This window comes from Romboutsia sp. (assembly GCF_051659545.1).
Classification (GTDB): domain Bacteria; phylum Bacillota; class Clostridia; order Peptostreptococcales; family Peptostreptococcaceae; genus JBOFOR01.
On record NZ_JBOFOR010000021.1, the window covers coordinates 12,848 to 26,947 of the forward strand.

Below are 14,100 nucleotides of genomic sequence, written 5' to 3' on the forward strand. Positions count from 1 at the left end.
TATCTAAATATAAAAAAGCTATGTTAGCAATACATAGCTTTTTTTGCATATTTTTCTTATCAATGGTAAAAATAAACGTAAAGTTACTAATGGAGGGATAAATTAGATATGAGAGCAACAGGAATCGTTAGAAGAATAGATGATCTTGGAAGAGTTGTAATTCCTAAGGAAATAAGAAAAACTTTAAGAATAAGAGAAGGAGATCCTTTGGAAATATTTACTGCAAAGGATGGGGAAGTAATTCTAAAAAAATATTCACCTATAGGTGAATTAAATGAATTTGCTCAAGAATATGCAGAAACTTTAGGAGAAACTTTAGGATTCGGTGTAGTAGTTACAGATTTAGATTCAATAATAGCTGTTTCAAAACTACCTAAAAAAGATTACAAAGAAAAAAGCATAAGTGATGATTTAGAGCAACTTATAGAAAATAGAGAACCTAAACACGTTAAAGATAGCAAACTAATATCGCTGCACAAAGATGATGCGATGGATTATGTTTCACAAGCTATAATACCGATAGTAAGCTCATCTGGTGACTGTATAGGCTCAATATCAATGGTTTGCAAAGAAGCAGAAGGTCTTTCAGAAACAGACGAAAAAATATTAAAAATAGCTGCTAATTTCTTAGGTAAGCAAGTCCAATAATTAAGATCATAAGAGACTCCTACAAAAGGAGTCTTTTTTGAATAACCAATATGGTAATTTTAACTTTTTTTGTAATATGTTGAATATGATATTGAATATATGATATATTAAGGTTTGTTATATAAATAAATGGAGGTTATGTTATGAGTAATAACAGGAATAAAGACTCTTTTTTAAAGGGTGCACTTATACTTGGAGCAGCAGGTATAATCGTTAAAATAATAGGTGCATTTTTTAGGATACCTCTTGGCAACTTAATAGGTGAAGAGGGAATGGGTTACTATCAGGCAGCTTACCCTGTCTATACTTTGTTTTTAACATTAGCAACAGCAGGATTTCCAACTGCAATCGCTAAGTTAGTATCCGAAAAAAATGCAATAGGAGATTACAAAGGAGCACATAAAATATTTAAGGTATCTTATACTGTACTATGTATTACAGGTATCTTAGCGTTTTGCATATTCTTCTTTGGAGCAAAATATATAGTAAATGATGTAATGAAAAACCCAGGTGCTTATTATGCTATGTTAGCTATATCTCCTGCGTTAATATTCGTACCTGTTATGTCTTCTTATAGAGGATATTTCCAAGGTAGAAAAGAAATGAGTAGAATAGCAGTATCTCAAATAAGTGAACAGCTATTTAGAGTTGTATTAGGGATAGGACTTGCATATTACCTAATGAAACAGTCAGGACCAGAGTTGGGAGCGGCAGGTGCTATTGTAGGAGCTACAATAGGAGCTATAGCATCTATTACATATTTAATACTAGTTTACCTAAAAGATAGAAAAATACGTAAAAAGGAAATACAAGCTAGTCAACACTTTAAAGATGAAAAAATCTCTAGAATATTCAAAAAAATACTAGTAGTAGCAATACCTATATCAATAGGTGCATCTGTAATGCCTCTAGTAAATATGATAGATAATGTAATAGTTATAAGAAGACTTATGGTGGCAGGATACACATTACAAGAAGCTAATGCTATGTTTGGTCAGCTGACAGGATTTGCAATGGCTATAATAAATCTACCATCGGTTTTAACAATAGCAATGAGTATGAGTTTAGTTCCTTCAATATCTGAAGCTTGTGCAATGGGTAACAAGGCAAAAGCTAGAAAAGACACTAAGAGTGCTATTAAGGTTACTTTATTAATGGTACTTCCAGCGGCGTTTGGTATAGCTTCTCTTGCATCACCAATAATGAAGCTTTTATATCCAAGCCAACCGCCTATGGTAGGAACTTTATTATTAGTTTTAACGCCATGCGTAATATTATTAGGTTTAATGCAAACTATGAATGGAATACTTCAAGGTATGGGTAAACCGATGATCCCTGTAATTGCATTGAGTGTAGGTATGCTATTTAAAATAGTAATAAGTTATACACTAACAGCAATGCCTGAAATAAATGTATTTGGTTCTGCATTAGGAACGGTAGCAGCATATTTTATAGCTGTAGTAATAGAATTAATTTATATCAAGAAAAACATAGGTATAAGATTTTCTATCAAAGAATTTGTTATAAGACCTTTAATAACTGTTGTAACAATGTTTGTAGTTGTTAAGTTAGGATATGGTGTATTAGTTGGAACTTTAGGAAATAGTTTAGCAACATTAATATCTATAGGAGCAGGAGCAATAGTTTATGTAATAGTGCTAATATCTATAGGTGGAATTAGAAAAGATGAGTTATTAACTATGCCCAAAGGTGAAAAAATATATAAATTACTAAAAAAACTTAATCTTATGAAGTAGTATAAGAATATATTTGCAAATAGAGGAAATACTTATAAATAGTCAAATTCCTTTATTTGCTTCAAAATATGTATAAAAATATTAATTAATTGAAATAAACTAAGAGGAGTGATATTATGGGTAAGATAAGTATTGTAGGACTTGGCCCAGGAGATTATTCTCTTATTAGTCAAGGTGCTTTAGATATACTACAATCAAGTAAGAGGATATATCTTAGAACTGAGAAACATCCAATTGTAGACAAGCTTAAGGAAACTATACAATACACTTCTCTAGATTACTTTTATAATAGTGAAGAAAATTTTGAAAGTGTGTACAACAAAATTTCGGAGTATATTATAGAGTTAGCTAAAGAAGGAGACTTGGTATACGCTGTACCAGGACATCCAAGGGTAGCAGAAAAGACTGTAAGTACAATTGAACAAATAGCTAGGGAAAAGGGCATAGAAGTAGAATCAATTGCCTCTATGAGCTTTGTAGATGCTATGTTTAACTATTTAGAAGTAGACCCTGCTGATGGATTTAAGTTAATTGATGCTTTTGAGATAGAAAATTCTTATATAGATACAAATACATCTATGATAATAACTCAAATATATGATCCATTTATAGCATCGAATATTAAACTAAAATTGATGGAATATTATGATTATGACCAACAAGTATGTATAGTTAATGGTGCTGGTGTAAAAAATCTAGAGAGTAAAAAGTATGTACCTTTGCATGAACTAGATAGAAGTGGAAATTTATTTGATTATTTAAGTAGCTTATATATACCCAAAAGTACTAAAAAGATGTATAATACAGTCAATGACTTAGAAAATATAATGAGTACTTTAAGAGGTCCAAATGGATGTGAATGGGACAAAAAACAAACACATGAATCACTAAAAAAATACGTAATAGAAGAAGCATATGAACTATGTCAAGCTATTGATAATGATGACATAGATGAAATTATAGAAGAATTAGGTGATGTTCTATTACAAGTTATATTCCACTGTCAAATAGGACAAGACCAAGGATTCTTTGATTTAAAAGAAGTAGTAAATGGAATATGCAAAAAGCTTATACATAGACATCCACATGTTTTTGAGAATATAGATATAGACATGGATAAATTTGAAAGAACATGGGAAGAGTTAAAGCAAGAAGAAAAAGGCGAAAGTAGTGTAACTGATGGCCTGAAAAGAATACCAAAGTATTTACCAGCTCTAATAAAAGCTGAAAAAATTCAACATAAAGCAGCTCTTGTAGGCTTTGATTGGGACGATATAAACGATGTATTTAAAAAAATTCAAGAAGAATACAAAGAATTACTTGACGAATGTGAAGTAGGAAATATAAAATACATAAAGGAAGAACTAGGCGATTTATTATTTTCAATAGTAAATTTAGCTAGGTTTTTACAAGTTAACCCAGAAGAAGCCTTAAACTGTACAAATCAAAAATTCATAAACAGATTTGAATTTATAGAACAAAGTGCAATCAACTTACATAAAAAGATAGAAGATATGACGCTTGAAGAAATGGACAAACTTTGGGAATTGGCTAAAATTAACAAACTTTAAGAAGGAAATATGTCAAAAATCTAGAATTTTTTAATAACTAGAATTCTATATTATAAATTTTTTAGGAGGTAAACACCGTGAATAAAGCTGAATTAGTATCAAAAATGGCAGAAAAGAGTGAGTTAACAAAAAAGGAAGCAGAAGCTGCATTAAATGCATTCATGAAATCTGTTGAAGAAGCATTAGTAGCAGGTGAAAAAGTTCAATTAGTTGGATTTGGAACATTTGAAACAAGAGAAAGAGCAGCTAGACAAGGAAGAAATCCTAGAAATCCAGAAGAAGTTATAGAAATACCAGCTTCTAAGGCGCCAGTATTCAAGGCTGGAAAAGGATTAAAAGATATAATAAATGGATAATTAACGATTAAGTGTGGAGTATTATTATGCCACACTTTTTCTGTATAATTAAGCAAGGAGAGTAAAAATGAGATTAGATAAATTTTTAAAAGTATCTAGGATTATAAAAAGAAGAACTGTAGCAAAAGAAGCTTGTGATAAAGGTATAGTTACTATAAATGGAAAAGCAGCTAAATCTTCATCAGAGATTAACATAGGGGATGTATTAGAGATTCAATTTGGTGAGAAAAAAATGAAATTTAAAATAACTGAAATAAAAGAGCATGTACTAAAAAATGATGCTAAAGAAATGTATGAGATAATAGAATAAAATTAGCAACTCCTCAGTATATTTATAGTAGTATGATTGAAATATTTACTGGGGGGATATTATGGAACATAATATAACGTTAAAAGATAGATCCAACCTTGTTGTTTCAGGAATAGAACATATTTATTCTTTTAGCGATAAAAAAGTTGAAGTAAGAACTAGTGCAGGTGAGTTGGTAGTAGCAGGTGTAAACCTAGACATGAATAAATTAAGCATAGAGGATAATGTTATAAGTATAGAAGGAACTATAAATTCTATTATTTATTCTAAAGATAGAAAGCCGCAAGAAAGTTTTATAAAAAGGTTGTTTAAGTAAATGATGCCTTTTACGCAGGACGTAACTTCATTTTATGCAACTATTTATGGTGGAATAATAATAGGAATATTATTGGATTTTTACAGAAGTTTAAAATCCAATTTTAAAATAATCAAAAGTTTGTCCTTTGCTTTTGATATATTGTTTTGGATTATAGTTACTACAATAGTTTTTATGACTATAAACTTTATAGAATCCTTTGATTTAAGATATTATCATTTTGTGGCATTATTTAGTGGGTTTATTTTGTACTATATTACCATAAGTAAATTTATTTTATCAATAATGAACAAATTTATTTGTTTAATAACAAATACAACAAAAAAAACAGTAGAATACATAGTCGTTATTTTAAACAATTTGTATTACGTTATAATATACACTACACACCTTTTATTTGATATTATATTTTATATACCAAATATATTATTAGCAAGTAAAAAAGCTATAAAAAGAAAATCTAGAATTAGATTTAAAACTAAAAAAAGGGTGTAGGTAAAATGAACTTAAGAAAAAAATTTTTAGGGCAGTTTACAGTTGTAGCTATGTTGGTTATTTTTGTAGTATTTACTTTGGCAAACAGTTTTGTTATTCAATTTTCTAAAGTTAAGCAATATAAAAAAGAAATAATAACCTTAAATAAGCAAATAGAGAATACTCAGTCTCAGATAAAATATTTGAAGAACATTCAAGGTTACACTTTTAATGGGGATTTAGAATCTGTTGCTAGAGAGAAACTAAACATGGTTAAATTCAATGAGATAGTGTTTATTGACGTAAGTAGAGAAGGTAACTGATGTTACCTTTTTTTTACGCTAAGATTTGAATATAAAACAACTACAAAGGAGAAAGTTATGAAAATAGGAACTATAGATATTGGAACAAATTCGATGAGATTACTTGTAGGCGAATATGTAGATGGAAAAATAAAAAATAGAAAAAAACATATAAATACAACTAGAATAGGACAAGGTGTAGACCAAGAAGGATATATTAGAGAAGAAGCGATACAAAGAAATATAGATGCTCTAATAGAGTTTAAAAATATCTGTATAGGAGAAAATTGTGAAAATATATACTGTATGGGAACGTCAGCTCTTAGAGATAGCAAAAATGGAGATTATTTTGTTAAACTAGCTAAAGAAAAAGCAAAAATAAATGTTGAGATAATAAGTGGAGAGGAAGAGTCTAATTTAGGATTTAGTGGAGTATTAGAAGGATTAGAAGGAGATGAACCTATATTAGTAATAGATATAGGTGGAGGATCTACAGAGTTTATAATAGGAGATAGAGAAGGAATAAAATTTTCTAAAAGTGAAAATGTAGGTGCTCTTAGAATGACAGAAAAATTTTTAAAACAAGATCCTATTTCTGAAGATGAATTCGAAGAAATGTCTACATTTATAGAAAATGAAATTAATGATACCTTAAGTTATATAAAACAAAAACGAATAAAAAAACTTATTGGTATAGGAGGTACTATAACATCTTTATCAGCTATGAACCAAGAATTAGAAGTGTATTCTATGCAAAAAATACACAATAGCAACATTACAAAAGATGAAATAAAAATAATCTTGGAAAATCTGAAAAAGATGACACTAAATGATAAAAAAGAATTAAAAGGGCTACAACCAAAAAGAGCGGATATTATAACGGCTGGTGTAAAAATACTATATATAATAATGGAAAAACTAGAAATACAAAACTTAACTGTAAGTGAATACGATAATTTGGAAGGCTTAATGTGTCATAAGTCAAAAAAAATGTCTTAATATTTTAAGAATATAAAAACTCATTATGACAAAAAAACTATTCCCCCTTTTGTTACAATTGCTTTATCAATACAAAAGAAGGGGGATTTTTTTATGGATAAAAGTACAATAGATATAAGGCGTAGAATTTTAAATAAAGAAAATATAGAAATGGTTAGGCATATAGATTCTAAGACTATAATATTTAGCTTGATTGGTTTTTTATTAAGTAGGTCAATGTTAATAGGATCAATAGCACCCTTAGGTATAGCTTTTTTCTTATATATATCTAAAGTAAAAAGATATAGAATTCCTGTTTTTATAACTACATTAGCGGGAATATTACTATCTGGTAATACAACACCTTATATGCTTAAGTATGCTTTATGCTTGGTTATATTTATGTTTATAAGTCAAAAACTGAGTGAACTAGCCTCTGTTGTAAAAGTAGCTATGATAGGGACTTTTATAATGTTACCAATATCTGTTGGACAAGCACTTTTATCAGATAAATATATGTATGATTTATTATTAGCTGGTATGGAAGTTATTATATTTTTAATTTCAGTATATATGTTTTCTTATGGCATTGAGTTATTGATGAATGTAAATAACCGATTATACGTTAAAATAGAAGAATCTATCTCTCTAAGCCTAATAGTTACTTTTAGTATAATGGGAATAGGCAATATCCAACTATTTGGCGTATCTGTAACAACGGTATTATCTACAATAGTAATATTAATCTCAGCTATATTAGGAGGCGCTCCTATAGGTGCTACCTCTGGAGTAATCGTTGGTATAGCATTTATAATAAATAATATTGTTTCGGCTGTTTATATGGGCATATATTCCTTTGCAGGTTTGGTAGGAGGAGTATTCAATAAATTAAATAAGTATTTTGTTATATTAGGATATATATTAAGCTGGACTATAATATATGCATATACAACAGGAATTCAATCTAATTTAACACAAATTAGAGATATATTAATAGCTGCACTAATAGTAATTTTATTACCTAATAAGTTTTTTAATAAAATAGAGAAATTAGTAAAAACTAATATAGGATCTAACGATATAGTCTATGACTATATTATTAGAAGCAAAAACCTAACAAACAATAGATTAGTGAGTATGTATAAAGCATATGGAGAATTAGCTACTACTTTTGATCAAATAAGAGATAAAGAAAAAGTTATAGATCAAAGGGATATAGCAAATATCATAGATATGATACACAATGATGAATGTAAGGATTGTGGAATGAGAAGAAGGTGTTGGGAGTTAAAATTTAATCATACATATACCTTAATGTATGAGATATTAGAAATTCTTGAAGAACATGGAGATATAAATATCAATGATGTATCCGAAAATTTCAAAAAGGAATGTCTAAAGCCAAAAGATATAGTAAAAGTTGCTAGTTATTATTATAAAATATTTGTTCTAGATTATAATTGGAGATTAAAATTTTCTGAAAGTAGAAAGCTAATAGGAAATCAAATTGGAAGTATATCAAAATCTATGGAATCCTTATCCAAAGACCTAGAAGATAATATAATTATAGATTTAGAAAGAGAAAGATGTATAAATGATCAATTAGAAAGACACAACATACCAATACAAAGAATTAGTTATATGAGTAAAAATAAAGATGATTTTGAAATAACTATAGAAAAGAAAACTTGTAGTGATGGATGTATGTGTGATGAAAAATTAGTTAAGATTATCTCTGAATTTCTAGGAGAGAGTATATCAGCTCAAAAAATAGGATGCAATTCATTAGGTGAAAAATGTAAGATAAATCTTACTAAAGCTCAAAAATATAGAGCTATAACTGAAGTGGCTGTTATGTCTAGAGATGGATATATACTTTGCGGAGATAATTATACTTACATGAACATAGATGATGGTAAATACATGGTAGCTATAAGTGATGGAATGGGAAAAGGTAAAAAGGCATATGAAGAGTCTTCTATAACTATTGATATACTAGAAAAAATGATGGATGCTAAAATTGAAGATGAAATAGTTATCAATACCATAAATAATATGTTAATACTTAAGTCATCAGATGATGAGATGTTTTCTACTTTAGATTTAGGTATAATAGATTTAAAAAAAGGAGTATTAGATACTATAAAAATGGGTGCTTGCTCTACTTACATAAAAAGAAATCAAAAAGAAGTTGATTTAATATCAGCATCATCTCTCCCAGTAGGAATATTATCAGAGGTCAAACTAGATAGAAAAGCTGTAAAGGTTAAAGATGGTGACTACGTAATTATGATATCTGATGGAATTTTAGATGCAGGTAAGAATAATAACTTGGGTGATAATTGGTTAATAGACTTCTTACAAAAAATTGAGACAACTAATCCTAAAGAAATAGCGAATATTATTCTAGATAAAGCTCTTGAAATTCAGGATGGAATAGTAGAAGATGATATGACAGTGTTAGTTACAAAGCTATTTAATAACTAATCAACAGCTTGTGTGTAAAATGTTAATAAATTGTGTATAAATTGGAATTAGTTCTAAAATAGCTTAAATATATTGCAATTACAATAATCGACAAAATATAACAAACAATAAGACTGATGACTTTTACACAGATAGATATAAAAAAATACTAAAGATGATATCTATCAACAAAAAAGATGAATAAATGAGTAAAAACTGTTGATAAAATGATATTTTATGTTAATAAGCTCTGTAAAATTTAATAACCAAAAAATACCATGTATATAGATAACATTGGAAAAACTAAGATTAAACTTAATTAAATAATGTGGATATGTTAATAACTATGTGGATAACTAATAAAATAATAGAATATTGATAGTGGTAATATCTGAATAATATTCCCTCAAAAAGCCATCCTAATAAATAATTAGATTTTATTGAAAGGATGGCTTTTTATGGGTAAAAAATTATGTAAAGCAATTATACCCTTATGTATATCTATATTATGTATCTCATTAACAACACAGGAAAAGTATAACAAATATATCAGTAATGTGATTGATGCAGTTTCTATTGTTGACAATAAAGATGAAAGCGAGAAATTAAAGAAGGAAGTAGAAAAACCAAAAGAAAATAATTATACAAAAACTTATTGGAATTTGCAGAGCTTATATAACAGTGATGATGAATGGAGAAAAGAATTAGAAAAGTTTAATAAAGATAGTAAAGAACTAAATAATTATGTAGGAAGAGTTACAAAAACATCAACTCATTTAAAATTTGCATTAGAGATTAAAGAGAAATTAGATTCAAGAATAGAAAAGCTATATGCTTATGTTAAACTAAAGCAAGACATAAATAAAGATTCATATAAATACTTAGATATGAATGAGGACATAAACAAAGTTTATAGACAGTACAGTGGTATATGTTCTGATTTAGAGCAAGAAATACTTAAGTTACCAGAACAAGAATTTAAAAAAATAGTAGCTAACAAAAAAATAGACAAAAAATATGGTATGTATTTAAAAGATATAAGAAGGTGCAAAGCTCATTATTTAGATAATAAGTTAGAGCATTTACTTGCAAATACCTCAACTATATCATCTTTGCCTGGTGAATTGTACGAACTTTTTAGAAATATGGATAAAAAAACAAACTTAAATCCTTCTCAATATGCATCCGTTATGGAAGATGTAAATAGAGATGAAAGAAAGAATGCATTTCAAGATGAGTTTGTTGCTTATAATGATAATATAAACTTATTGTCAGGATTATTAATAGGGCAAGTTAAAAAGAATGTATTTTATTCATCAGAAAGAGGATATAAGTCATCTTTAGATATGTATCTGAACTCAGATAACATAGATGAAAAAGTATACAATAAATTAATCGAAACTGTTGATCAAAATTTAGGAAGTCTTCATAAGTACACAAGCCTAAGAAAAAAAGTTCTTAAGTTAGATAAAGTTTATTACTATGATATGTTTGTTCCTATAGTAGAGCCTGTAGACAATAATATAACCTATGATAAAGGACAAGGTATAATATATGCTGCATTGTCTCCTTTAGGAAAAGAATACGGAGATATAATCTATAAAGCTTTCAACGAAAGATGGATAGATGTTTATTCGAGTGAAAATAAAGTTAGTGGAGCATATTGTCTTTCTGTTTATGATAATCATCCGTATATACTATTAAACTATAATAATTCATTAGGTTCAGTGTCTACTTTAGCCCATGAGTTAGGACATGCAGCATATGAGTATTTAAGTTCAAAGAACCAAAACTATTTAAATTCGAATCCATCTATATTTACTCATGAAGTTGCATCTACTACTAATGAAGCACTTTTATATGAAGTACTTATAAGAAATGCTAAAAATGATAAAGAAAAAGCTTATTATATAACTCAATATTTAGATTTAATCAAAAATACTTTATATACACAAACTATGTATGCGGAATTTGAAAAAACTATTCATGAAATGATGGAAAGTGGTAAAAATTTAAATGCATTAGTTTTAAATGATGTATGGGGACAGCTTTTACAAAAATACTATGGTAAGGATTATGGTATAGATCAATTATCTAAAGTAGGGTGGTCAAGAATTCCTCATTTCTATAATAGCTTTTATGTTTATAAATATGCGACAGGTTGTAGTGCGGGAGTTAGCTTTGCAGAATATATATTAAAAAATGGACCTGACTATTATATAAACTTCCTTAAAGAAGGTGGTTCAGACTATCCTGTAAATCTTCTTAGAGATGCTGGGGTAAATTTAACTAGTACTAAACCTATAGAATCTACAATTAAAAAATTTGATAGTTTAGTTACTGAGCTTGAAGGCATTTTATCGAAAGAAATTAAATGACATAAATATTAGTTTAATGTTAAAATATAAATAAAAAGTCCTATTAAGGGACTTTTTATTTATGAGTAATATATGTGGAGGGAAAGTCTATGCAAAGAAAAGTAAGGAAAGCTGTAATACCTGCAGCAGGTTTAGGGACTAGATTTTTGCCAGCTACAAAAGCACAACCTAAAGAAATGCTACCAATAGTTGACAAACCAACTTTACAGTACATTATAGAAGAAGCTGTTGAATCAGGTATAGAAGAGATACTTATAATTACAGGAAGAAACAAAAAATCTATAGAAGATCATTTTGATAAATCTGTGGAGTTAGAATTAGAGTTAGAACAAAAGGGGAAAAAAGAGTTACTAGATATTGTTCAAAGTATATCTAATATGATTAACATACATTACATAAGACAGAAAGAACCTAAAGGTTTAGGAGATGCTATTTACTGTGCAAGACATTTTATAGGTGACGAGCCTTTTGCAGTAATGCTAGGTGATGATATAGTTGACAATGATGTTCCTTGTTTAAAACAACTTATGGACGCATATGATGAATATAGAACTACAATGTTAGGTGTACAAGAAGTAGATAGGAAAGACACTAATAAATATGGTATAATATCAGCTAAGCATATAGAAGATAGAGTGTATAAAGTTAAGGATTTAGTAGAAAAACCAGATGTTAAAAGTGCTCCATCAAATATAGCTATATTAGGAAGGTATATTATAACTCCTGAAATATTTGATATATTAGAAAATTTACCAGCAGGTAAAGGTGGAGAAGTACAATTAACTGATGCTCTTAGATTATTATCAAAAAAAGAAGCTATGTATGCCTATAAATTTGAAGGTCGAAGATATGATGTAGGAGATAAGCTAGGATTTTTAGAAGCAACTATAGATTTCGCTTTAAAAAGACCAGAACTCAAAAAACAATTTGTACAATACTTAAAAGAAGTTTGTAATAGATACGAAGAGTAAATTATAAAATAAATTTTAATGGAGTGATTTAAATGGCAAATACAAAGCAAAAGAAAAAAAATAGAATTGTAGCTATATGTATAATTGTTGTTCTTGTATTAACAAGTATGGGTTCACTTATAAGTGTGCTTGCATCAATGATATAAATAAAGTTATAAATCATGAGAAAAGTTAGTCTTTGAAAAAAGGCTAGCTTTAATTATGTGTATAATATGGTATTATGCACATAATTAAAGTCAATATAATACACTATTTTACAAAAAAACATATATATGTTTACTAAAGCAGGTATATAATGTATAATTTTTATTAACTAGATTGACTTAGGAGATGAGTATATTATGGATAGAAATTTAGCATTAGAACTTGTTAGGGTGACGGAAGCAGCAGCTTTAGTATCGTCTAAATTCATGGGTAGAGGCGACAAGAATGGAGCGGACGGAGCAGCAGTAGAAGCTATGAGAAGAGCTTTTGAATCAGTAAAGATAACTGGAGAAGTAGTTATAGGTGAAGGTGAATTAGACGAAGCGCCTATGTTATATATAGGGGAAAAAGTAGGAATGCAAACTTCTGAATGTATGGAAGTAGATATAGCAGTAGATCCATTAGATGGAACGTCATTAATAGCTAAAGGATTACCAAATGCAATATCTGTAATAGCTGTAGGTTCAAAAGGAAGCTTATTAAATGCACCAGATACATATATGAAAAAAATAATAGTAGGACCTAAAGCAAAAGGATGCATAGATTTAAATAAAAGTGTAGAAGAAAATATAATCGCTGTAGCTAATGCATTAGGAAAGAAAACTACACAAATGACAATAATAACTCAAGATAGAGAAAGACATGACTATATAGTAGAAACGGCTAGAAAATTAGGATGTAGAATAAAAATGTTCGGAGATGGAGATGTTGCAGCTGGTATAGCAACTTGTTTTGAAGAAACAGGAATAGACATGCTTATGGGTATAGGTGGAGGTCCAGAGGGTGTAATAACTGCAGCAGCTATAAAATGTATGGGTGGAGATATGCAAGCTCAAATATATCCACTAAGTGACCAAGAAAGAAATAGATGTTATGAAATGGGATTCTCAGATGAAGACTTAGAAAAGAAGCTAAGTATAGAAGATTTAGCAAAAGGAGAAAATCTATTCTTTGCAGCTACTGGTATAACAGATGGAGATTTGTTAAGTGGAGTAATAAATGTAGGTAACAATAAAGCTAAAACTCAATCAGTAGTTATGAGAGCTAAGACAGGTACGATTAGATTTGTAGATGCTATTCATAATTTAGATAAAAATGATATACTTATTGAACTAATGAAAAAATATAATATGTAGTAGAAAAATGGCAACATGAATATCATGTTGCTATTTTTTTTGAAAAACAGTTTAAAATTATAGAAAATAGTATAAAATAAAAGCTAAGAAGAATTAATTATGATAAATATAATAGTAAGTTTTATTTATTGACCAGATAGTATTAGTAGTGATATTATTAGAAATGATTATTAAGTAAAACTTTTCTTTTTCACACCTTTAATTTCCAAAAATAATTAAAATTATATATAAAT

Annotated in this window: 13 protein-coding genes; all 13 read left to right on the plus strand. The window is 28.4% G+C overall.

Going from position 1 to position 14,100, the window contains the following annotated elements; translation table 11 throughout:
• Nucleotides 1-108 precede the first annotated feature (108 nt).
• The 13 genes from ACRC03_RS00990 to glpX all read left to right on the plus strand — a co-directional run bounded on the left by ACRC03_RS00990 (nt 109) and on the right by glpX (nt 13,867).
• Nucleotides 109-648 (plus strand): stage V sporulation T C-terminal domain-containing protein, encoded by a 540-nt coding sequence (locus ACRC03_RS00990; protein ID WP_438650680.1) that lies wholly within the window; start codon nt 109-111, stop codon nt 646-648.
• Nucleotides 649-791: 143 nt separating this feature from the next.
• A complete protein-coding gene (locus ACRC03_RS00995; RefSeq protein WP_438650681.1) occupies nt 792-2,405 on the plus strand; it encodes a putative polysaccharide biosynthesis protein in 1,614 nt (537 codons plus the stop codon).
• A gap of 116 nt (nt 2,406-2,521) precedes the next feature.
• Nucleotides 2,522-3,976, plus strand: coding sequence for a nucleoside triphosphate pyrophosphohydrolase (gene mazG, locus ACRC03_RS01000; RefSeq protein WP_438650682.1), 1,455 nt, complete (start codon nt 2,522-2,524; stop codon nt 3,974-3,976).
• 77 nt (nt 3,977-4,053) lie between these two features.
• Entirely contained in the window at nt 4,054-4,332 is a 279-nt protein-coding gene (locus tag ACRC03_RS01005; RefSeq protein WP_438650683.1) for an HU family DNA-binding protein, read from the plus strand.
• Between the two features lie 67 nt (nt 4,333-4,399).
• Nucleotides 4,400-4,642 carry an RNA-binding S4 domain-containing protein gene (locus ACRC03_RS01010; protein WP_438650684.1) on the plus strand — a complete coding sequence of 81 codons (243 nt, stop codon included), beginning with the start codon at nt 4,400-4,402 and terminating at the stop codon, nt 4,640-4,642.
• Nucleotides 4,643-4,703: 61 nt separating this feature from the next.
• Nucleotides 4,704-4,958 (plus strand): YabP/YqfC family sporulation protein, encoded by a 255-nt coding sequence (locus ACRC03_RS01015; protein ID WP_438650685.1) that lies wholly within the window; start codon nt 4,704-4,706, stop codon nt 4,956-4,958.
• A 3-nt stretch (nt 4,959-4,961) separates the two neighbouring features.
• Entirely contained in the window at nt 4,962-5,453 is a 492-nt protein-coding gene (gene yabQ / locus ACRC03_RS01020; protein ID WP_438650725.1) for a spore cortex biosynthesis protein YabQ, read from the plus strand.
• 5 nt (nt 5,454-5,458) lie between these two features.
• A complete protein-coding gene (locus tag ACRC03_RS01025; RefSeq protein WP_438650686.1) occupies nt 5,459-5,755 on the plus strand; it encodes an FtsB family cell division protein in 297 nt (98 codons plus the stop codon).
• 57 nt (nt 5,756-5,812) lie between these two features.
• Nucleotides 5,813-6,733: a Ppx/GppA phosphatase family protein gene (locus ACRC03_RS01030; RefSeq protein WP_438650687.1), complete on the plus strand. Its 921-nt coding sequence runs from the start codon at nt 5,813-5,815 to the stop codon at nt 6,731-6,733.
• Nucleotides 6,734-6,826: 93 nt separating this feature from the next.
• Nucleotides 6,827-9,199 (plus strand): stage II sporulation protein E, encoded by a 2,373-nt coding sequence (gene spoIIE, locus ACRC03_RS01035; RefSeq protein ID WP_438650688.1) that lies wholly within the window; start codon nt 6,827-6,829, stop codon nt 9,197-9,199.
• 437 nt (nt 9,200-9,636) lie between these two features.
• A complete protein-coding gene (gene pepF, locus ACRC03_RS01040) occupies nt 9,637-11,556 on the plus strand; it encodes an oligoendopeptidase F (protein WP_438650689.1) in 1,920 nt (639 codons plus the stop codon).
• Nucleotides 11,557-11,645: 89 nt separating this feature from the next.
• Entirely contained in the window at nt 11,646-12,527 is an 882-nt protein-coding gene (galU, locus tag ACRC03_RS01045) for a UTP--glucose-1-phosphate uridylyltransferase GalU (protein ID WP_438650690.1), read from the plus strand.
• Between the two features lie 341 nt (nt 12,528-12,868).
• Nucleotides 12,869-13,867 (plus strand): class II fructose-bisphosphatase, encoded by a 999-nt coding sequence (gene glpX, locus ACRC03_RS01050; RefSeq protein ID WP_438650691.1) that lies wholly within the window; start codon nt 12,869-12,871, stop codon nt 13,865-13,867.
• Nucleotides 13,868-14,100: the final 233 nt, after the last annotated feature.

Excerpts from the sequence above, each read along its gene's own strand:
- ACRC03_RS00990 (WP_438650680.1), top strand. The coding sequence starts at position 109 with ATGAGAGCAACAGGAATCGTTAGAAGAATAGATGATCTTGGAAGAGTT.
- ACRC03_RS00995 (WP_438650681.1), top strand. The coding sequence starts at position 792 with ATGAGTAATAACAGGAATAAAGACTCTTTTTTAAAGGGTGCACTTATA.
- mazG (WP_438650682.1), top strand. The coding sequence starts at position 2,522 with ATGGGTAAGATAAGTATTGTAGGACTTGGCCCAGGAGATTATTCTCTT.
- ACRC03_RS01010 (WP_438650684.1), top strand. The coding sequence starts at position 4,400 with ATGAGATTAGATAAATTTTTAAAAGTATCTAGGATTATAAAAAGAAGA.
- ACRC03_RS01015 (WP_438650685.1), top strand. The coding sequence starts at position 4,704 with ATGGAACATAATATAACGTTAAAAGATAGATCCAACCTTGTTGTTTCA.
- yabQ (WP_438650725.1), top strand. The coding sequence starts at position 4,962 with ATGCCTTTTACGCAGGACGTAACTTCATTTTATGCAACTATTTATGGT.
- ACRC03_RS01025 (WP_438650686.1), top strand. The coding sequence starts at position 5,459 with ATGAACTTAAGAAAAAAATTTTTAGGGCAGTTTACAGTTGTAGCTATG.
- ACRC03_RS01030 (WP_438650687.1), top strand. The coding sequence starts at position 5,813 with ATGAAAATAGGAACTATAGATATTGGAACAAATTCGATGAGATTACTT.
- spoIIE (WP_438650688.1), top strand. The coding sequence starts at position 6,827 with ATGGATAAAAGTACAATAGATATAAGGCGTAGAATTTTAAATAAAGAA.
- pepF (WP_438650689.1), top strand. The coding sequence starts at position 9,637 with ATGGGTAAAAAATTATGTAAAGCAATTATACCCTTATGTATATCTATA.
- galU (WP_438650690.1), top strand. The coding sequence starts at position 11,646 with ATGCAAAGAAAAGTAAGGAAAGCTGTAATACCTGCAGCAGGTTTAGGG.
- glpX (WP_438650691.1), top strand. The coding sequence starts at position 12,869 with ATGGATAGAAATTTAGCATTAGAACTTGTTAGGGTGACGGAAGCAGCA.